16 protein-coding genes are annotated in these 20,196 nt (G+C 68.0%); 10 read left to right on the forward strand and 6 right to left on the reverse strand.

Going from position 1 to position 20,196, the window contains the following annotated elements; genetic code table 11:
* Positions 1-13 precede the first annotated feature (13 nt).
* Both AC3WON_RS11305 and AC3WON_RS11310 read right to left on the reverse strand, forming a co-directional pair.
* Entirely contained in the window at positions 14-319 is a 306-nt protein-coding gene (locus tag AC3WON_RS11305; RefSeq protein ID WP_492321257.1) for a recombinase-like helix-turn-helix domain-containing protein, read from the reverse strand.
* Positions 320-570: 251 nt separating this feature from the next.
* The gene (locus AC3WON_RS11310; RefSeq protein ID WP_492351849.1) at positions 571-1,455 is read right to left on the reverse strand and encodes an alpha/beta fold hydrolase; all 885 of its coding nucleotides are present in this window, start codon (positions 1,453-1,455) and stop codon (positions 571-573) included.
* A gap of 314 nt (positions 1,456-1,769) precedes the next feature.
* Here AC3WON_RS11310 and AC3WON_RS11315 point away from each other — a divergent pair, with 314 nt between their 5' ends.
* The 3 genes from AC3WON_RS11315 to AC3WON_RS11325 all read left to right on the forward strand — a co-directional run bounded on the left by AC3WON_RS11315 (position 1,770) and on the right by AC3WON_RS11325 (position 4,622).
* Positions 1,770-2,864, forward strand: coding sequence for a porin (locus tag AC3WON_RS11315; protein WP_010811691.1), 1,095 nt, complete (start codon positions 1,770-1,772; stop codon positions 2,862-2,864).
* Positions 2,865-2,976: 112 nt separating this feature from the next.
* The gene (locus AC3WON_RS11320) at positions 2,977-3,969 is read left to right on the forward strand and encodes a Bug family tripartite tricarboxylate transporter substrate binding protein (RefSeq protein WP_492321259.1); all 993 of its coding nucleotides are present in this window, start codon (positions 2,977-2,979) and stop codon (positions 3,967-3,969) included.
* Positions 3,970-4,130: 161 nt separating this feature from the next.
* A complete protein-coding gene (locus tag AC3WON_RS11325) occupies positions 4,131-4,622 on the forward strand; it encodes a DUF421 domain-containing protein (RefSeq protein WP_492351850.1) in 492 nt (163 codons plus the stop codon).
* Positions 4,623-4,671: 49 nt separating this feature from the next.
* Here the strand turns inward: AC3WON_RS11325 and AC3WON_RS11330 are convergent, their stop codons facing one another.
* Positions 4,672-6,753, reverse strand: a complete 2,082-nt coding sequence (locus tag AC3WON_RS11330; protein WP_492351851.1) for a 3-hydroxyacyl-CoA dehydrogenase NAD-binding domain-containing protein — start codon at positions 6,751-6,753, stop codon at positions 4,672-4,674.
* Positions 6,750-8,135 (reverse strand): MFS transporter, encoded by a 1,386-nt coding sequence (locus AC3WON_RS11335; RefSeq protein ID WP_492351852.1) that lies wholly within the window; start codon positions 8,133-8,135, stop codon positions 6,750-6,752. The genes AC3WON_RS11330 and AC3WON_RS11335 overlap by 4 nt, the downstream gene beginning before the upstream one ends.
* Before the next feature lie 534 nt (positions 8,136-8,669).
* Between AC3WON_RS11335 and AC3WON_RS11340 the strand changes: the two genes are divergently transcribed.
* From AC3WON_RS11340 to AC3WON_RS11370, 7 genes are all read left to right on the forward strand, one after another.
* Positions 8,670-9,854, forward strand: a complete 1,185-nt coding sequence (locus tag AC3WON_RS11340) for an acyl-CoA dehydrogenase family protein (RefSeq protein ID WP_492351853.1) — start codon at positions 8,670-8,672, stop codon at positions 9,852-9,854.
* A gap of 54 nt (positions 9,855-9,908) precedes the next feature.
* A complete protein-coding gene (locus AC3WON_RS11345) occupies positions 9,909-11,048 on the forward strand; it encodes an acyl-CoA dehydrogenase family protein (RefSeq protein WP_492351854.1) in 1,140 nt (379 codons plus the stop codon).
* 359 nt (positions 11,049-11,407) lie between these two features.
* Positions 11,408-12,364, forward strand: a complete 957-nt coding sequence (locus AC3WON_RS11350) for an ABC transporter permease (RefSeq protein ID WP_035825039.1) — start codon at positions 11,408-11,410, stop codon at positions 12,362-12,364.
* On the forward strand, positions 12,364-13,281 hold the full coding sequence (locus tag AC3WON_RS11355; protein WP_492321265.1) for an ABC transporter permease: 918 nt from the start codon (positions 12,364-12,366) through the stop codon (positions 13,279-13,281). The genes AC3WON_RS11350 and AC3WON_RS11355 overlap by 1 nt, the downstream gene beginning before the upstream one ends.
* Before the next feature lie 125 nt (positions 13,282-13,406).
* Positions 13,407-15,074 (forward strand): ABC transporter substrate-binding protein, encoded by a 1,668-nt coding sequence (locus AC3WON_RS11360; protein WP_492351869.1) that lies wholly within the window; start codon positions 13,407-13,409, stop codon positions 15,072-15,074.
* 19 nt (positions 15,075-15,093) lie between these two features.
* Complete coding sequence (locus tag AC3WON_RS11365) at positions 15,094-16,095, forward strand: ABC transporter ATP-binding protein (protein WP_492321266.1); 1,002 nt, start codon at positions 15,094-15,096, stop codon at positions 16,093-16,095.
* The gene (locus AC3WON_RS11370) at positions 16,082-17,152 is read left to right on the forward strand and encodes an ABC transporter ATP-binding protein (RefSeq protein ID WP_492351855.1); all 1,071 of its coding nucleotides are present in this window, start codon (positions 16,082-16,084) and stop codon (positions 17,150-17,152) included. The genes AC3WON_RS11365 and AC3WON_RS11370 overlap by 14 nt, the downstream gene beginning before the upstream one ends.
* Positions 17,153-17,166: 14 nt before the next feature.
* On the opposite strand, the gene AC3WON_RS11375 is transcribed toward AC3WON_RS11370, so the two are convergent.
* Both AC3WON_RS11375 and AC3WON_RS11380 read right to left on the reverse strand, forming a co-directional pair.
* Positions 17,167-18,405, reverse strand: coding sequence for a TetR/AcrR family transcriptional regulator (locus AC3WON_RS11375; RefSeq protein ID WP_492351856.1), 1,239 nt, complete (start codon positions 18,403-18,405; stop codon positions 17,167-17,169).
* Between the two features lie 147 nt (positions 18,406-18,552).
* Positions 18,553-20,136, reverse strand: coding sequence for a fatty acid--CoA ligase (locus AC3WON_RS11380; RefSeq protein ID WP_492321269.1), 1,584 nt, complete (start codon positions 20,134-20,136; stop codon positions 18,553-18,555).
* Positions 20,137-20,196 lie beyond the last annotated feature (60 nt).

The following is a 20,196-nucleotide window of genomic DNA, read 5'->3' on the forward strand; positions in this document are numbered from 1 at the left end:
GACTGGGGCGGGCTCAGGCGCCCAGCCGGCGCATTTCGGACAGGAAGCGCTCTTCGGTCCAGGGCTGGCCGTCCACGCCCAGGAAACCGGCGTCATTGAAGGCGCGCACGATGTCCTGCGGGTTCTGCGCGCCGCCTTCGAACGCGGCTTCGAGGGCATCGCCCAGCGCGTTCTCATAGGCGCTCGGCGCGGCGGCGCGGGTCTGCCAGACGATGTTGGCGACCTTGCCGGGTTGCTCGATATGGCCCTTGCCTGCCACGTTGTTCGGCGCCGGACGCTCCCAGGGCACCAGGTTCGGGTTGTACGAGAGGCTTTCCATTGCGCTTTGCTCCATGTCTTGCAGCGGGGGGACCGTGTTCCGCGTGCCGCGTCGACCGGTCTTGCGATCGCCTGGCTACGTTTTACTAATGAAACACTGGTTTAGATATTGAACACAGGTACGACTATAGACAACGCGGCCGCAAAAATTGACTGGGGTTAACCCGCGATCGGCACTACGAAATCTGGAAGGGGTGGCGCAATCTGCGCGCCACCGCTCGGGATGCGGCGGCAGTCGCCGCCGCAGTGGCGTCAGGTGGCGTCGTCCAGCACCGAGCGGATCAGCCGCGCGGTGGCGGCGGCCTGGTCGATATAGCAGGCGTGGCCGGCATCGGGGATCAGCGAGAACGGCAGGCCGAAGCGTTCGGCCAGCGTGCCGCAGGCTGGCGGCGTGGTGACGACATCGCGGCTGCCGCAGGCGATCCGCGTGGGCAAGGCAGCGGGGCGCCGCGCCAGGTAGGCGTGGATGTCGTCGCCGCACAGCATCGCCACCGCCTGGCGGTAGCCGTCCGGGTTGAGCCGCTGCATGTTCCAGCGCACCCATGCCTGGGCGCCGGGGTCGGCTTCCTCGCTCAGCAGCCGGGCCGGGCCGCGTTGCGCCAGGCCATCGACGCCCAGGGATTCCAGCGCCTCCAGCCGCTGCCGCGCCACTTCCCTTGCCTGCGCCTCCCTGCCCGCGCCGCCGTAGCCTTGCGCCACGCTGAGCAACAGCAGGCGCGCGGGCAGCTGGCGCGCGTTGGCGACATAGGCTGCCGCCATCAGCGCGCCCAGCGAATGCCCGACGATCAGCGCCGGCTGCGCGCCCAGTGCCTGCAGCAGCCGGTCCAGCCGCTGCGCGTAGTCAGACGCCAATGGCCGCGCCTGCGGCAGCGGCGACGAATCGCCATAGCCCGGCGCATCCCAGGCGATCACCCGCGCGTGCGCGGCCAGCAGGCTCGCGCACGGCAGCCACGACGCCGCCCCGGAACTGATGCCGTGCAGCAGCACGACCGCCGGGCCCGTGCTCCCGCCGCCGCGGTAGGCCACGCGCTCGCCGTCCGCGCCCACCTGCACCACGCGCTGGGCAAACCCGCTGTCGAGGGCTTCCAGCAACTGCCGGTCTGGCTCGGCTGGAATGTGGGGTTGATTTTGTTCCATATATAAAACTTAGGTTTGAGAATAAAACTTTTAAAGCATAGGCGTGTCGGGGTCCAGCCGGGATGAGGGTTAACGATAGAAAGATCGGAAACCTCCGCGCAGAGCCGACGTTAGCCGTCGCGGCGTCGCCTCACTAGGGATAACCCTCCTCACATCTTGTGGAAACTCACAGCTATATTTTGCTTGACGTTTCTTATGTTGTTTGATGTTTCATATATAAAACACAAAAGAGACCGAAACAGCATCCGCAGCCGCCATCCGCAGTGGCAGCGGACTACAAGACGACAAAACGGAAAACGGAAGGAAACTGGTAGATGAAACTTGCACGAATCGCCGCAGGCCTGGCCGCGGCTTTCCCCCTGCTGGCCTCGGCACAATCCTCGGTCACCCTGTACGGGGTCATCGACACGGGGGTCGAATATGTGAGCAATGTCGGCGCCAACGGCGACGGCCTGGTGCGCATGCCCAACCTGACCGCGACCGTGCCCTCGCGCTGGGGCATCCGCGGCACCGAAGACCTTGGCGGCGGCCTGAAGAGCATCTTCGTGCTGGAGTCGGGCTTCTCGCCGGATTCGGGCACCTCCAACCAGGGCGGCCGCCTGTTCGGGCGCCAGGCGCTGGTCGGGCTGAGCAACCAGTATGGGCAGCTGTCGTTCGGCCGCCAGTACACCATGCTGTTCTGGGCCACGCTCGACAGCGATGTCCTGGGGCCCAACGTGTACGGCTCGGGCTCGCTCGACAGCTACCTGCCCAATACGCGCGCCGACAACGCGGTGTCGTACAAGGCCAACTTCAGCGGTTTCGTGGTAGGCGCCACCTACAGCTTCGGGCGTGATGCGGTCAACGCCGGCCCCAGCCCCTCGGGCACCAACTGCGCCGGCGAGAACGCCACCGACAAGAAGGCGTGCCGCCAGTGGTCGGCCATGCTCGGCTACGACAACAAGACCTGGGGCGTCACCGCCGCGTATGACTCGCAGCGCGGCGGCCCGGGCGCCTTCGGCGGCCTGACCAACAGCAACCTGACCGACGACCGCCTGTCGCTGGGCGGCTACATGCTGTTCCAGCGCACCAAGATCGGCGCCGGCTGGATCCGCCGCGACAACGAGGGCAGCCCCACGCCGATCAGCGACCTGTACTACGCCGGCGCGTCCTACGACATCACCCCCGCGGTCAACCTGGCCGGCCAGGTCTACTTCCTGAACTACCACGGCAGCGACAACCAGGCCATGCTGTATACGCTGCGCGCGATGTACAGCTTCAGCAAGCGCACCTCGGTGTACGCCACCGCCGGCTTCATCAACAACGGCGGCCAGCTGGCCATGTCGGTCAGCGGCGGCTCGCCTGGCTCGAACCCGCGCCCGGGCGAGAACCAGTGGGGCTCGATGATCGGCATCAAGCACGTTTTCTGATTTCCTCCGCGCCCCCCGGCGGTACCGTCCGGCGCAGGCAAGGCGCCGGACGCCAACACAGCCATTGGCCCCGGCCCGTCCGGGCGCCACGTCTTACAGAGGTCTGAACATCATGAAGTCCGTACGCCGCAAAGTACTCGCCACGCTGGCCGCCGCGACCGCCCTGGTCGCTGCCACCGGCGGCACCGCCCTGGCCCAGGGTGCGTACCCGAACAAGCCCATCACCATCGTTGTCGCCTACCCGGCCGGCGGCGACGTCGACGTGCTGGCGCGCCTGTTCGCGGAAAAGCTCGCCCCGCGCCTGAAGCAGTCGGTGGTGGTGGAAAACCGCACCGGCGCCGCCGGCACCATCGGCAGCGCCTACGTGGCGCGCGCCAACCCGGACGGCTACACCCTGCTGCTGGCCCCCAACACCGTCGCCCTCGCGCCGCTGGTGCTCAAGGCCGGCACCGGCGCCAGCTATGACGTGCAGCACGACCTCACTCCCATCAGCCAGATCGGCACGCAGTCGCTGTTCGTGGTCGTCAACAAGGGCAGCGGCATCACCAAGGTCAGCGAGCTGGTGGCGCGCGCCAAGGCCGGCAAGGTGGAAACCTATGCCACGCCCGGCAATGGCTCGCCGATGCACATCATGGGTGAGCTGTTCAACAAGTCCGCCGGCATCAAGATCAGCCAGGTGCCCTACCGCGGCCTGGCGCCCGCCATCGTCGACGTGATCGGCGGGCAGGTGCCGGTGACCTACATCACCTACGGCGCGATCTCGCAGTACGTCGGCAACGGCAGCCTGGTGCCGCTGGCGGTTGCGGACCAGAAGCGCTCGCCGTTCGCGCCCAACGTGCCGACGCTGGCCGAGCTGGGCTACAAGGATGTGGAGATCGGCGCCTGGCAGGCCCTGCTCGGGCCCAAGGGCATGCCGGCCGACCTGGTGCGCACGCTCAACACGCACGTCAACGAGATCCTGAAGATGCCCGACGTGGTGGCGCGCATGGCCACCATCGCGGTCACGCCGGCGGGCGGCGAGCCGGCGGTGCTGTCGAAGCTGATCGCCGCCGACACCGCCCGCTACACCAAGGTGGTCAAGGAGTTCGGCATCCAGGCGGACTAGCCTGAGACCGGACCGCCAGGCGTCCCCGCCGCATGCGGGACGCCTGGCTTTCAGCGCAGCAAACCGTACGCGCCAGGTGTAAGAATTACCCGCGGCGCGGCGACGCCCGTGCCACCGCCGCCATCGTTGCAAAGTGGCCCGGAAGTTGCTGGGTAGCGCGCATGGACCTGTCATTCGACTGGCGCGAAGCCCTCCTCCTGACCCTGTCCCCGCTCGAGATCGTCGCGCGCGGCACGTTGATGTACTGGGTGCTGTTCCTGCTGTTCCGCTTCGTGGTCCGGCGCGACATCGGCTCGCTGGGCATCGCCGACCTGCTGCTGGTGGTGATCGTCGCCGACGCCGCGCAGAACGGCATGGCAGGCAACGGCGAGAGCGTCGCCGATGCCGTGCTGCTGGTGGTCACGCTGATCGCCTGGAACCGGCTGATCGACCTGCTGGCCTACCACTCCCCCGCTTTCCAGCGCTTTGCCGAACCCAGGAAGGTGCTGCTGGTGCGCAACGGCACCAAGCTGCGCGAGAACATGCGGCGCGAATCCATCACCGACGAAGAGCTCGAAGCCAAGTACCGGCAGGAGGGCCTGGAATCGATCGACGAGGTCAAGGCGCTGTACCTGGAGGCTGACGGCAAGGTCAGCGTGGTCAAGAAGAAGTAGGCGCCTGGCCGGCGCATGGCACCGGCCGGCCGAGGCAGCCCTTGCTGCCTTACCTGAGGTCGGCGAACCTGCGCCCCTGCGCCGCCAGTTCCTCCAGCAGTGGCGCCGGCGTGAAGTCCGCGCCATACAGCGCCTCATAGCGCCGCATCGCCGCCAGCACCTTGTCCAGCCCGATGGTGTCGGCATGGAACATCGGGCCGCCGCGATACACCGGCCAGCCGTAGCCGTTCACCCAGATCACGTCGATGTCCGAGGCGCGGATCGCCTTGCCTTCCTGCAGGATCTTCGCGCCTTCGTTGATCATCGGATAGATGCAGCGCTCCAGGATCTCCTGTTCCGACACCACGCGGCTGTTCCTGCCCTGTTTTGCGGCGAAGTCGCGAATGACCTGCTCGATCACCGGCGACGGCTTCGCGTTGCGCTGTTCGTCGTAGTCGTAGTAGCCGGCGCCGGCCTTCTGTCCGCGGCGGTCCATCTCGCACAGCACCTCGCGCAGCGTCGAGCCGCTGGACTTCTCGCGCACCCAGCCAAGGTCAAGCCCGGCGAGATCGCTCATGGCGAAGGGCCCCATCGGAAAGCCGAAGTCGTACAGCACGCGGTCCACGTCCCACGGCAGCGCCCCGTCCAGCACCAGCTTCTGGGCCTCGCGCTGGCGCTGGGCCAGCATGCGGTTGCCGACAAAACCCGGGCACACCCCGACCAGCGCCGCGACCTTGCCGATCTTGCGCGCGAGTTCCATCGCGGTGCGGATCACCGGCTTTGCAGTCTTGTCGCCGCGCACCACTTCCAGCAGCTTCATCACGTTGGCGGGCGAGAAGAAATGCAGGCCGATGACCGCCTCCGGGCGCGAGGTCGCGGCCGCGATCACGTTCACGTCCAGCGCCGACGTATTGGTGGCAAGGATGGCGCCCGGTTTGGCGATCCGGTCCAGCTTGCCGAACAGGTCCTGCTTGACCTCCATGTTCTCGAACACCGCTTCGATGATCAGGTCGGCATCGGCCAGCTGCCGCAGGTCCAGCGTGGGAGTCAGCAGCGCCATGCGCGCCTCGACATCGGCCGCGCTGAGCCGGCCCTTGCGCGCGGTGTTGTCGTAGTTGGCCCGGATCGTCTTCAGGCCGCGGTCGAGCGCCTGCTGCGAAGTCTCGACGATGGTCACCGGGTAGCCGGCGTTGAGGAAATTCATGGCGATGCCGCCGCCCATGGTGCCCGCGCCGACGATGCCGATGCGCCTGACCGCAAGCGCGGGCGTGTCGGCTCCCACATCGGGCACGTTCCATACCTGGCGCGAGGCAAAGAAGTAGTAGCGCTGTGCCGCCGACTGCGTGCCGTTGAGCAGTTCGGTGAACAGCTCGCGCTCGCGCTTCAGGCCGGCTTCGAACGGCAGCTCCACCGCCGCCTCGATGCAGCGGATATTGAACTCGGGCGCATCGAAGCCGCGAAAGCGCCGCGCATTGGCCTTGCGGAAGGCAGCGAACAGCTCCGGCTTGCCGCGCGCGGCCGCCACCTTGTCATCGGATTCGCGCACCTTGCGCAGGGGCCGCTGCTCGGCCACCACCTTGCGCGCGAACGCCACCGCGTCGGCACGCAACGAGGCGTCGTCGGTCAGCAGGTCGACCAGGCCCATCTCCGCCGCGGCGCTGGCCGCCACGTGCGTGCCCGAGGTGACCATCTCCAGCGCCTGTTCCGGGCCCACGATACGCGGCAGCCGCTGGGTGCCGCCCGCCCCCGGCAGCAGGCCAAGATTGACTTCCGGCAGCCCGCACTTTGCCGAGCGCGTGGCAATGCGGTAATGGCACACCAGCGCCAGCTCCAGCCCGCCGCCGAGCGCGGTGCCGTGGATGGCGGCCACCACCGGCTTGGGTGCGTCCTCGATCATGGCCTGCACCTGCGCCAGCGACGGGCCCGCCGGCGGCTTGCCAAACTCGGTGATGTCCGCGCCCGCGACAAAGGTCTTGCCGGCGCAGAGCAGCACCACGGCCTTGACGGCATCGTCGGCGAGCGCGCGCGCCATGCCGTCGCGGATGCCGCTGCGCACGGCGGCGGACAGTGCATTGACAGGGGGCGAGTCGAGGGTCAGGACGGCGATGTCGGCGTCCACCGCGAGGTCGGTCACGGCGTTGATGGCGGTCATGGATCGGTTCTCCTGGATTGAATCGGTGTGGGGTGCCGGTGCAGGCCCGGCGGAGGCTCAAGCGCCGCCCTGCGCCGGCGCGGGTCGACAATGCGCAGGGCCAGCACGAAGGCGGCGCACTTGACCAGGATGGCGAGCGCGAACACCACCCAGAAGCGCACGCCCTGGGCCAGCAGGCCGCCGCAGACCGGGCCGATGGCCATCATCGCGAAAGTGGCGGTATCGGACACCGCCAGCAGCATGGGCCGGTCCTTGCGGCTGCCGAACTCCATCACCAGGTTGTCCGCGGAGATGAAGAAGCCGCCAAAGGCGGCGCCCAGCCCGCAGAAGGCAAGCAGGAAGCCGGGCAGCGTGGTGCCGCACAGCAGCAGCAGCGTTGCCGCCACCCACAGCGCGATGCTGGCCAGGAACACCAGCCGGTAGCCGTGGCGGTCGGCGATGCGGCCCCAGGCCAGGCTGCTGGTGGTCTGCGCCAGCAGGTAGGCCAGGCTCATGTAGCCCAGCACCGCGCCGGACAGGTCGATATGGGTGCCGGCATAGATCGCATAGAACGGCATCGCCATCATGCCGAACGCCACCAGCGCGCGCGCCACGAAGAAACGCACGAAATCGCGGTCCGCGCGCAGCAGCGCCGGCACCTCGGCCAGGCGGCGCAGGAAGCCCGCCGGCAGGCGCACGTCGTGCAGGGTCGGCTCGCGCATCTGCGTGAGCGCTGAAATGCCGATGCTGGTCAGCACGAAGGCCGCCAGGAAAGTGGCGGCATAGCCGTTGCCCAGCACCTGGTTGCCCACCAGGTAGCGCCCGCCCAGCCACGCCACCGCGGCCGCGGTGAGCCCGCCGCAGAAATTGCGCAGCGCGGTCAGCCGGCCGCGGCGCGCCAGCGGGATGATCTTGGAGGTCAGGTAGTTGAAGCTGACGTTCTGCACGCCGTTGAGCAGCCCGAACAGCAGCAGGAAGATGCCCGCCGCGACCAGCGCCGCCTCGCCCGACAGCCACAGCGCCGACAGCGCCAGCCCCAGGATCTGCGCACGCACCAGCCAGCCCACCAGGTAGATCAGCGGCATTACGCGCGGGCGGTGCTCGATCAGCGTGGCGCCCCAGATCGACGACGCGGCCATGCCCGCATATTGCGCGGACAGCACGATGCCGACGGTCAGCTTGGAGCCGGACAGCAGGTACAGGTAGGCCGGCACGAAGGTGGGCGCGGTCACCAGCCTGAACCCGGTCATGCCCAGCATGCCGTGCGCCAGGTACGCGCGGGCGTTGCGCGGCAGGTGCTGGTCGACATGCTTGAGATAGCACCGCTCAGCCTGTTCATGCGCGCTCAGGTCAGGTCCCTCATCGGGGCCGGCTACCCGCTCGGGGGTCCGCGTGCATGTCATGCGCCGTGACCTATGCCGCCTGAATCCCCCTGGCGCACGCGGTCCGGCGCACCGGCACCGGGATACGAAACGGTTCGCTGGTCGAGCGAAGGCATGACGACGGGCACGGCTTGGTCTCCCTATGGCACCGGTCTGCGTTGGCAACTTGCCTGTCCGGCATCTCACGCAACCGGTGCATCCCCGCTTTTTCGTGATAGCGGTATGTTTTGAACGGATGCTACCACAGGAAACGCCCCCAACGCCTGACCTCCCTTTCACCGGGTGATTACGTCGAATTACCCCTTCATTTCTGGGATATTTCGTGCTGCAGCGCAACCTCGGATATGAACTATGGCCTGCGATGCGTGCACTTTGCAGCTCTGGCCGCAGCGCCCGCCACATCCATTTTAGGTAATTGAGTATTGACGCTACCAGATGCGACTTGTATAACGGGATACGCCGCCTGGCCGACCAGCCAGGTGCGGGCGACCTCACCGGCAGCGCGCCAGAGAAAGAGGCGTCCAGCGACAGGCACCCGAGAACAAGGAGACACGCGTGGACGAGTTGGAGACCTTCCGGCAGCAGGCGCGCGCCTGGCTGGAGCAGAACTGTCCGGCCGAGATGCGGCAGCCGGTGCGCAACGAAGACGACATCTGCTGGGGCGGGCGCAGGTTCCGCTTCCAGTCCGAGGCCCAGCGCCAGTGGCTTGGCCGCATGGCCGACAAGGGCTGGACCGTGCCCGAATGGCCCACGGAATACGGCGGCGCCGGCCTGCCGCGCGAGCAGGCCAAGGTGCTGCGCGAGGAAATGGCCCGGCTCGGCTGCCGCGTGCCGCTGCAGAGCTTCGGCATCTCCATGCTTGGCCCCGCCCTGCTCAGGTACGGCACCGAGGCCCAGAAGCGCGAGCACCTGCCCCGCATCGCCCGCGGCGAGATCCGCTGGTGCCAGGGCTACTCCGAGCCCAACGCCGGCTCCGACCTGGCCGCGCTGCAGACCCGCGCCGAGGACCGCGGCGATCATTTCCTGGTCAACGGCCAGAAGGTGTGGACGTCCTATGCCGACCAGGCCGACTGGATCTTCTGCCTGGTGCGCACCGATGCCGCGGCGCAAAAGCACACCGGCATCAGCTTCCTGCTGTTCGACATGGAAACGCCGGGCGTGACGACCCGGCCCATCCCGCTGATCTCCGGCAAATCCCCATTCTGCGAGACCTTCTTCGACGACGTCGCGGTGCCCCGCGCACAACTGGTCGGCGAGCTCAACCGCGGCTGGGAGATTGCCAAGTACCTGCTCACCCATGAGCGCGAGATGATCAGCGCCATCGGCAGCCGCGGCATGCGGCAGCCGCTTGGCGCGCACGCTGCCAAGGCCATCGGGCTGGACGCCGCCGGCCGGCTTGACGAGCCGATGCTGCGCGCGCACATCGCGCAGTTCGAGATCGACGAGGCCGCCTTTGCCGCGGCCGGCGAGCGCGTGCGCGACCTGGCCCGCCAGGGCGAGGGCATCGCGGCGTTCTCGTCGGTGCTCAAGTACTACGGTGCGGAACTGAACAAGCGCCGCCACGAGCTGCTGATGTCGATCGGCGGCAGCGACGCGCTGGAGTGGGAAAGCGAGCGCAGCCAGCAGGGCGCGCTGGCACGCGCGTGGCTGCGCAGCAAGGCGAACTCGATCGAGGGCGGCACCAGCGAGGTCCAGCTCAATATCGTCGCCAAGCGCCTGCTCGGCCTGCCGGGCGCCTGAGCCCGGCACCGCGCGCTCTCCCCCGCTGCCACGTACCCAGACACGAGTCCGCCCATGCCCATCGTACTGAACCAGACGCAGGAAATGCTGCGCGACAGCGCCCTGACCTTCCTGCGCGAATCCGCCCCGATCTCCGCGCTGCGCACGCTGCGCGATACCCGCGACGAGACCGGCTTCTCCCGCTCCTTGTGGCAGCAATTTGCCGAACTCGGCTTCGCCGGCGTGCTGGTGCCCGAGCAATATGGCGGCAGCGGCCTGGGCGTGGTGGAGGCCGGCATCATCATGGAAGCGATCGGGCGCACGCTGGCGCCCTCGCCGTTCCTGTCCACCGCCGTGCTGGGCGCGGCGCTGCTCACCCACTACGGCAGCGATGCGCAGCGCACGGCGATGCTGCCCGCCATAACCGCCGGCCAGCACCTGACCGCGCTGGCACTGGAAGAGAGCGCCAGGCACCGGCCCATGCGCCATGCCCTGCGCGCAAGCGCCGACGGCGACGGCTTCCGCCTCGACGGCGACAAGGTCTTTGTCGTCGATGGCCACGTCGCCGACACCCTGATCGTGGCGGCGCGCACCGCCGGCGCGCCCGACGACCGCGACGGCATCACGCTCTTCCTGGTTCCTGCCGGCAGCGCCGGCCTCTCGATCGAGCGTACGGTCATGGCCGACGCCACCAATGCGGCGCGCGTGACCCTGCGCGAGGTGCGGCTGCCGGGCGCCGCTGTGCTGGGCACCCTCGGCAATGGCGCCGCCATGCTGGAGCGCGTGCTCGACGTTGGCCGCGCCGTGCTGGCGTCCGAACTGCTCGGCATCGCCGACGAAACCTTCGAGCGCACACTTGCCTACCTGAAGGAGCGCCGCCAGTTCGGCCGCATCATCGGCGAGTACCAGGCGCTGCAGCACCGCGCCGCGCACCTGTTCACCGAGATCGAGATCACCCGTGCCGCCGTGCTGCAGTGCCAGCAGCGGCTCGATGCCGGCACGGACGACGCCGCCGGCCTGGTCTGCGTTGCCAAGGCGCGCGCTGGCACCAGCGCGACCCTGGCCGTGCAGGAGGGCGTGCAGATGCATGGCGGCATCGGCATGACCGACGCACTGGAGATCGGCTTCTTCATGAAGCGGGCACGCACGGCCCAGGAACTGCTTGGCGATGCCAACGCCCAGTTGCAGCGCTGGGCCACGCTGCGCGGCTACTAGCCAGCGCGCGCGCTGGCGCAGGCAACGTGCAGCCGGGCCCGGCGTGCGCGTGCCGGCGCGCGTCCCGCACACCGCCGCGGGGCCATGGAAAACCACTAGCCTTTCCGCGCGGCAATCGGGTTGTTTTCGTTTCGAACGATCAGTATGCTGGGATCACGGCCTCGCAAGACCACCCGCAACGGTGTTTCACCACCGGTGAAATAGCAAAAACCACTCCCACCCAGCAGCAGAATCCTGTGCTGGCGGATGCAAAGGGATCGGGAGACAGGAGACGACATGCACCAAGCATCATGCAGATTCGTGTTGCCGGTATCCTCCGTTTCGGCCAGCCGCGCCAACGCGGCGCTGCGAGGGCTGCGATGAGCGCCTACGTGCTGCGCCGGCTGCTGGCGCTGGTCCCCACGCTCTTGTTCGCCAGCCTGATCGTCTTCACCATCGTGCGCATGGTGCCCGGCGATGTGGTCGACCTGATGCTGAGCCAGAACGACATCAGCGCCGATACCCGTACCCGCGAAGACCTGGTCCGCGCCCTCGGCATGGACCGCCCGATGTGGCAGCAGTATGTGCACTGGGTCGGCGGCATCGTGCTGCGCGGCGACCTGGGCCAGTCCCTGTGGCAGGGCGAGCCGGTGCTGTCGATGGTGACCGCGCGCATTCCCGCCACCTTCTCGCTGGGCGTGATCGCGCTGGTGGTGGCGCTGTCGGTGGCGCTGCCGATCGGCGTGCTGTCTGCCATCCGCCAGGACAGCGCCGCCGACTACATCGCGCGCTCGTTCTCCATCCTGATGCTGGCCATCCCCAGCTTCTGGCTCGGCACCATGGTGATGGTGTTCCCCTCGGTCTGGTGGGGCTGGTCGCCCGAGGCCCGCTACGTGCCCTTCCATGAAGACCCGGTGCAGCATGTGCGCAACATGCTGATCCCCGCCATCGTGCTGGGCATGGCGCTGTCCGCCATCACCATGCGCATGACCCGCACCATGATGCTCGAGGTGCTGCGCCAGGACTATATCCGCACCGCCTGGGCCAAGGGCCTGAGCGAGCGCCTGGTGGTGCTGCGCCACGCCCTGCGCAACGCGCTGATCCCGGTGGTGACGCTGATCGGACTGCAGGCGCCGCTGCTGATCGGCGGCGCGGTCATCATCGAGCAGATCTTCGCGCTGCCCGGCATGGGCCTGCTGCTGCTCGACGCCGTGCACCAGCGCGACTATCCGGTCATCACCGGCGTGTTCCTGGTGGTGGGCGTCGCGGTGATGCTGATCAACCTGCTCGTCGACCTGAGCTACGGGCTGTTCGATCCCAAAGTGAGGCACCGCTGATGGCCAAACCCGCCCTGCACCCCAATCCCGCCGCCCCCGCTGCTGTTGCCGCGCCGGCCCGGCGCGCCGTGCCCGGCCGCGGGCTGCTCGGCCGGCTGTTCCGCGACAAGCCGCTGGGCGCCGCCGGCGCCGTCATCTGCGCCATCTTCCTGTTCTGCGGCGTGTTTGCCGAGCTGCTGGCGCCGTACGGCATGAACGAGATCAACATGCTGCAACGGCTGCAGGCGCCCTCCTGGGCGCATCCGTTCGGCACCGACAACCTTGGCCGCGACATGCTGTCGCGCTGCCTGTACGGCGCGCAGCTGTCGGTGGTGATCGGCCTGAGCGCGGCCACGCTCGCCACGGCGATCTCGGTGCTGCTCGGCATCCTGACCGGCTACCTCGGCGGCAAGCTGGACCTGATCGTTCAGCGCATGGTCGATGCCTGGATGAGCTTCCCGGACCTGGTGATCCTGATCGTGGTGGTCTCGGTGCTGGGCCCGGGCAGCTGGCAGATCGTCTGCACGCTGGGGCTGCTGCTTGGCATCGGCGGCTCGCGCATCGTGCGCAGCGCGGTGGTCTCGGTGCGCGAGAACATGTATGTCCACGCCGCGCAATCGATGGGCGCGTCAACCACGCGCATCCTGTGGCGCCATATCCTGCCCAATGTCCTGCCCCCGGTGATCGTGCTGTTCACCACCCGGGTCGGCACGGCAATCCTCGCGGAATCCGGCCTGTCCTTCCTGGGCCTGGGCGTGCCGCCGCCCGCGCCCACGTGGGGCGGCATGCTGTCAGGCGACGGCCGCACCTTCATGTTCCAGGGCCCCTGGCTGGCGCTGGCGCCGGGCATCTGCCTCACCATCGTGGTCTACGCGATCAATATCTACGGCGACGCCCTGCGCGACCTGCTGGACCCACGCATGCGCGGCACGCGCTAGCGCCCGCCCGAATAGCAATCCCCGCCGCGCTGGCGCGCGGGGCACGGATTTCCCGCGCGGCCATGCCGCCGGGCCAACGGCAGTCGACCACGGAGGGCTTCGGTTTGAACACACAGGCATCCTCGATGTTGGCGGGCGTGGTGCTCGCCTTGTGCGCAGCCACGGCGGGCGCGCAGAGCGACGCGCCCAAGTACGGCGGCACGCTGGAGATCGGCTCGGTCTACCCGACCATCTCGGCCCTGTCATGGGACCTCGCCGACTGGAACTGGAAGCAGAACTACGACACCGGCCAGGTCTACGAGCAGCTGTTCGTGGCCGACCTGTCCAAGTCCAGGCGCCTCGGCGGCAAGTACAGTTTCCAGGCCGACGCGTGGCTGCCCGAGGACGCCATCCGCGGCGAACTGGCCGAAAGCTGGAAATGGCTCGATCCGCAGACGCTGGAAGTCAGGCTGCGCAAGGGCGTCAGGTTCCCGGCCAAGCCCGGCGTGATGGAAGAGCGCGAACTGGTGGCGGACGACGTGGTCTTCAGCTACACGCGCCAGGCCGAAAGCGCGAAGAAGATCCCCACCTATTTCGACCACCTGGCCAAGGTGGAAGCGAAGGACAAGCATACGGTGCTGTTCCGCTTCAGCAAGTACAACGCCGAGTGGGACTACCGCTTCGGCTGGGGCTACTACTCCGGCATCATGCCGAAGGAGGTGGCCAACGCCGGTGCCGGCAACTGGAAGCACGTCAATGGCAGCGGCCCGTTCCAGCTGACCCAGTTCGTACAGGGCAACGCCAGCACCTATACGCGCAACGCCTTGTACTGGGATACCGAGAAGGTGGGCGGCAAGGATTTCAAGCTGCCTTTCGTCGACAAGATGGTGCTGCGCACCATCAAGGACGAAGCCACGCGCAACACCATGCTGCGCACGGGCAAGCTCGACGTCATGGAAGGCATACGCTGGACCTCGGTGGAGGAGCTGAAGAAGAGCGCGCCGCAGCTGCAATGGTCGCGCTGGCTGTCCTTCACCGGGCAGTACCTGGCCATGCGCGTTGACACCAAGCCTTTCAACGATATCCGCGTGCGCCGCGCGCTCAACATGGCGGTCAACAAGCAGGAGATCGTCAAGCAGTACTACGGCGGCAACGCGGAACTGTTCGCCTATCCGCAGCACCCGGACTATGTGGGCTACTTCGAGCCGCTCAGCGCCATGCCGGAGAACGTGAAGGAGCTCTTCACCTACAACCCCGACAAGGCCCGCAAGCTGCTGGCCGAGGCCGGCTACCCCAAGGGCTTCAAGTTCAAGGTGCAGGTGTGCGCATGCGCCCCGGACCATATGGAGCTGCTGCCGCTGATCGCCGCGTACCTGGAACAGGTCAATGTGCGCATCGAAATCCAGCCGATGGAGTACGGCGCGTTCCTGTCCGCGATGACGACCCGGACCAATGCGCCCGGCTACATGATGGCCAACGGCCATACCAATCCCACCACCACGATCCGCAAGAGCTTCGTGCCGGGACAGGTATGGAACGCCGCGCAGTGGGGCAACGACGCGTACACGAAGCGGGTGGAAGCCGCCTTCGAGCTGCGCGACCTCGGCAAGCGGCAGGAAGCGCTGCGCGGGCTCACGCGCGATATCCTGGTCGAAGCGCCCTATATCTGGCTGCCCACGCCCTACATGTACACCGCCTGGTGGCCGTGGGTGCGCAACTACGGCGGCGAGCTGCGCGCGGGCGCGGTGCGGCCCGGGCCGATCTATGCACGCATGTGGATCGACCAGGACATGAAGAAGAAGCTTGGCTTCTGAGCCGCCCGAGGAGACACGCATGACGCAGCCCATCCTGCAGGTCAGGGACCTCACCACGCGCTTTCGCACCGATCGCGGCGTGGTGACCGCCGTCGACCAGGTCTCGTTCGACGTGGCCCCGGGCGAGACCCTGGCCATCGTCGGTGAATCCGGCTCGGGCAAGAGCGTGACTGCCCTGTCGATACTGGGCCTGATCCCCGCCCCGGGCGGCTCGATCGACGCCGGCGAGATCGTGTTCGAGGGCCAGGACTTGCTCAGGCTCGGCCCCCGCGGCATGCGTGCCATCCGCGGCAACCGCATCGCGATGATCTTCCAGGAGCCGATGTCGTCGATGAACCCGGCGCTCACCATCGGCAAGCAGATTGCCGAGCCCATCCACCTGCATCGCGGCCTGCCCTGGAAGACCGCGCTGGGGATGGCCGGCGAGCTGCTCGGCAAGGTCCAGATCCCCGAGCCCCAGAGCCGGCTTTCAGCCTATCCGCACCAGTTCTCGGGCGGCATGCGCCAGCGCGCGATGATTGCCATGGCGCTGGCCTGCGAGCCGCGCCTGATCATCGCCGACGAGCCCACCACCGCGCTCGACGTCACCGTGCAGGCCCAGATCCTGGACCTGCTGAAGGACCTGGCCGAGCGCATGGGCACGGCGCTGATCCTGATCACGCATGACCTGGGCGTGGTGGCGCGCTATGCCGACCGGGTTGCCGTGATGTACGGCGGCAGGCTGGTGGAGACCGCTTCCGCCGAGGCCCTGTACCGGCAGCCCGCCCACCCCTACACGCGCGGGCTGATGGCCTCCGTGCCGCGCATTGACGGCGACACCCGGGAGCCGCTGGTTCCCATCGAAGGCCAGCCGCCCGACCTGACTGCGCTGGGCCCGGGCTGCGCCTTCCTGCCGCGCTGCAAGCAGGCGATCGACCAGTGCCGCAGCGCCCGGCCGCCGTTGCTCGGCGTGCCGGACGCGGCCACGCGGCAGCTTTCCGACCAACATTTCAAGGCGTGCTTCCTCCATGAACTCCATTGAAGCGATAGCGGAGCCGGCAACGGGAAACGGCGGTGTGCAGGCGGGTGTGCAGCTTCACGTGCGGGCCGACGTGCAGAGTGGCGATGAGATCCTGCGCGTCGACGACCTCAAGGTGCATTTCCCGGTCACGCGCGGCGTGCTGCTCAAGCGCCAGGTGGGCTCGGTCAGGGCGGTCGACGGCGTGTCATTCACTCTGCGCCGTGGCGAGACCCTGGGCCTGGTCGGCGAAAGCGGCTGCGGCAAGTCCACCACCGGGCTTGCCATCCTCAAGATGCTGGCCGCCAGCGCCGGACGCATCGCCTTCCGCGGCGACGACCTGGCCAGCTTCACGCGGGCGCAGGAGCAGCAATTCCGCCGCAGCGTGCAGATGGTCTACCAGGATCCCTTCGGCTCGCTGAACCCGCGCATGAAGGTCAGCGACATCATCAGCGAACCGCTGGAGGTGCATGATTTCCCTGGCGGGCGCAGCGCCCGTCGCGCGCGCGTGGCGGAGTTGCTGGACATGGTCGGGCTGCTGCCCTATATGGCGGACCGCTACCCGCACGAATTCTCCGGCGGGCAGCGCCAGCGCATCGGCATCGCCCGCGCGCTGGCGCTCGGGCCCAGCGTCATCGTCTGCGATGAGCCGGTGTCGGCGCTCGACGTGTCGATCCAGGCGCAGGTGGTCAACGTGCTGATGTCGCTGCAGCGGCGGCTTGGCCTGTCCTACCTGTTCATCGCGCACGACCTGGCCGTGGTGCGGCATATCAGCGACCGCATCGCGGTGATGTACCTGGGCCGCATCGTCGAGATCGCAAGCCGCGAGGCGCTCTACGCCCGCCCCCGCCATCCCTACACCCAGGCGCTGCTGTCCGCGGTGCCGGTGGCCAGCGTGGAAGGCGAGCGCAGCCGCAAGCGCATCGTGCTGCAGGGCGAGGTGCCGAGCCCGATGAATCCGCCGTCGGGATGCCGCTTCCATACCCGCTGCCCGGTGGCGATGGCGCGTTGCCGCAGCGAAGACCCGGCGCTGCAGGCACAGCCGGATGGCCAGATGGTGGCCTGCCACCTCTACACTTGAGCGTGCGCTAGCGCTCAGGGCTCCGACAGGATGCCCATCAGCAACGGCCGCACGAACAGGTCAGCGGCGTTGTCCGCGTGGGCGTCGCGCACCCAGCGGGACAACTCCACCGCGGCATTGATCATGCCGTTGACCTGCAGCGCGGCAATGGACTGGTCAAGTGCCCGGATCGAGCCATCCTGCATGCCCAGCACCAGGAAGCGCACGATCCGCGCCGACAGCCGGCTCATGGTCAGCATCTTCTCCTTGCGCATGTCCTCGGGCAGCGCGCCATAGATGGTCAGGCGCAGCAGCGGTCCCTGGCTGGAGAACTGGTATTGCACCAGCGCCCGCGACACCGCGCACAGCTTGTCCCAGCCGGTGCCGGGGCCGTTTTCCACCAGCGTCTGGGTATTGCGGATCACTGCGAACATGCGGTCGACGCAGGCCGAGATCAGGTCGTCCTTGTTCTCGTTGTGGTGATAGAACGCGCCCTTGGTCAGGTTCAGCCGCGCCGAGATGCGATCGGCCGATGCGCCGCGATAGCCCTGCTCGTTGAGCAGCTCGGTCGCCGCGCGCAGGAAGGCCTCCTGCGTGGTCTCGGGCCTGTCCGGCGCCGGCAGCAGCGCGGATACGTCCATCTGCGCATGCCAGCGGGCCGACGGCGCGGCAATGCCGTGCAGCAGCGTGTCGACCACGGTCTGCGCCACCTTCGGATAGTCCTCGGGCTCATAGCGCTCCACCCACGACATCGCGCCGGTCGCCAGCGACAGCAGCAGGTGGGCGCGCGCGCTCAGCGCACTGCGCTGCGCCGGATCGGCCGGCGGGCGTTCGCGCAGCAGCTGGCGGATGCGGCGGAACATGTCGGTATAGGCGTCGAATGCGATATCGGCATGGCTGTCCGGCAGCGCCCGGATCTCGCGGAAACTCATCAGCTCAGGCCGCTCGCCGGTGGCGGTACGCGCCAGGCGCTCGAAGAACAGCGCGATGAAGGCCTCCACCCGGTCGCGCGGCGCCGGCTGCTGCTGGGCCGCGCTGGCAATGTCCACCATCTCGCCGATGGTGCGCAGCAGGCACGCCACCACCAGGTCTTCCTTCTTGCGGTAGTAGTAGGTGATGCTGTTGGTGCTCAGGCCCACGTCCTCGGCGACATCCGACAAGGTGGTGCCCCGTACGCCCTGGTGGTTGAAGCGCCGCGCGGCGGCGTCCAGGATGGCCTCGCGCTTTTCGACATAGCGGCGGGTCAGGCGGGCTTGCGCGGGGTCCTTGGACATGGCTGAAAGGTATGGTCGCGCAATATTGCGGGTGGACGTGGTAAGGCGGCACAGTGCCTGCGCGGATTATAGCGGGCGCCCCGTTCCCCGCCCGCCAAAGCAAAAGCCCGCCAGTGACGGCGGGCTTTTGCTTGCTGCATGCCGGCGTCAGTTCACGCGCCGGTTCATCCCTTCCCAGAACGGCTCGCGCAGCTTGCGCCGCAACAGCTTGCCCGACGGGTTGCGCGGCAGCGCCTCGACGAACTCGATGCTCTTGGGCACCTTGAATCCCGCCAGCCGCTGGCGCGTCCACGCGATGATGCCGGCCTGGTCCGGGGCCTGCCCCGGCTTGAGCACGACGATGGCCTTGACCGCCTCGCCCCACTTCTCGTCCGGCACCCCGATCACCGCCACGTCGGCCACCTGCGGGTGGCCGTAGATCGCGCTTTCGACCTCGGCCGGATAGACATTCTCGCCGCCGCTGATGATCATGTCCTTGACGCGGTCATGGATGTACAGGTAGCCCTCGGCATCCATGTAGCCCGCATCGCCGGTGTGCAGCCAGCCTTCGGCGTCGATGGTGCGCGCGGTCTCTTCGGGCTGTTTCCAGTAGCCGGCCATGTTGTGCTGCGAGCGCACCACGAGCTCGCCGACCTCGCCGGGCGCGAGCTGGCGGCCTTCATAGTCGACCACCTTGATCTCCACGCCAGGCAGCGGCTTGCCCGCGGCACGCATGCGCGGCACTTCCTCGGTGGTGTGGTCCTCGGGCGGCAGCGCCACGATGGTGCCGGTGGTCTCGGTCATGCCGTACTGCTGCACGAAGCCGCAGCCGAACACCTCGATGCCCTCGCGCAGCAGCGCCGCGGGAATCGGCGCGGCGCCGTACAGCAGGTACTTCAGGCGCGAGTAGTCCACCTGGCGCGCGCGCGGGTCGCGCAGCACGATCTGCATCGCGGCCGGCACCAGGAACAGCTTGCTGATGCGTTCGCGCTCGATAAAGTCGAGCACCGCGCGCGGATCGAACTCGCGCGCGACCACGCCCTTGGCACCGGACAGCAGGTTGCGCAGGCCCCAGCCGGAGCCGCCGATATGCGCCACCGGCATCGCCACCAGCGAAACATCGTCGGCGACCCAGTGCGACCAGAGCACGTTCTCGCGCTCGCTGACTTCGGTGCCGATGGTCAGGTTGCGGTGCGTCAGCATCGCGCCCTTGGGCCGGCCCGTTGTGCCGGACGTGTATAGCTGCAGCAGCACGTCATGCGCGGCGGGCTGGTGCGCGGGCGGCGTGTCCGGCTGCGCATCGCGCCAGTCGGTGTAGCACTGCCAGTCGTCTTGCCCGGCGCACGGCTCCATCACCACCACTTTGCGCACCATCGGCAGCGCGGGCAGCAGGTTCCGGACCATTGCCGCCGATTCCGCCCCGACGAAGAGGACCACGGCATCGCAATGGCCGAGGATGAATTCCACCTCGGGCGGCGCCAGGCGCCAGCTGGCCGGCGTCATCACCGCGCCGATCTTGGACGCGCCAAGCAGCAGTTCGAAATAGTGGTCGCTGTTCTTGCCGATATAGCCGATGCGCTCGCCGACCCCGGCGCCTTCAGCCAGCAAGGCCTGTGCCACGCGATTGGTGTTCCGCTCGAACCCGGCATAGGTGGTCTGCCGGCCTTCGAACGCATACGCCACCGCCTCGGGCCGCAGGCGCGCGAAGTGGCGTACCGCGTGGGGCAGTGTCGTCAGATAGCTGAAGTCCATCCGCGTCTCCTGATTCTGATAGTGGCCGGACCAGCGGTGCGCGGGCCCGGCCATGACGAT

This window comes from Cupriavidus sp. FW305-46, assembly GCF_058787075.1.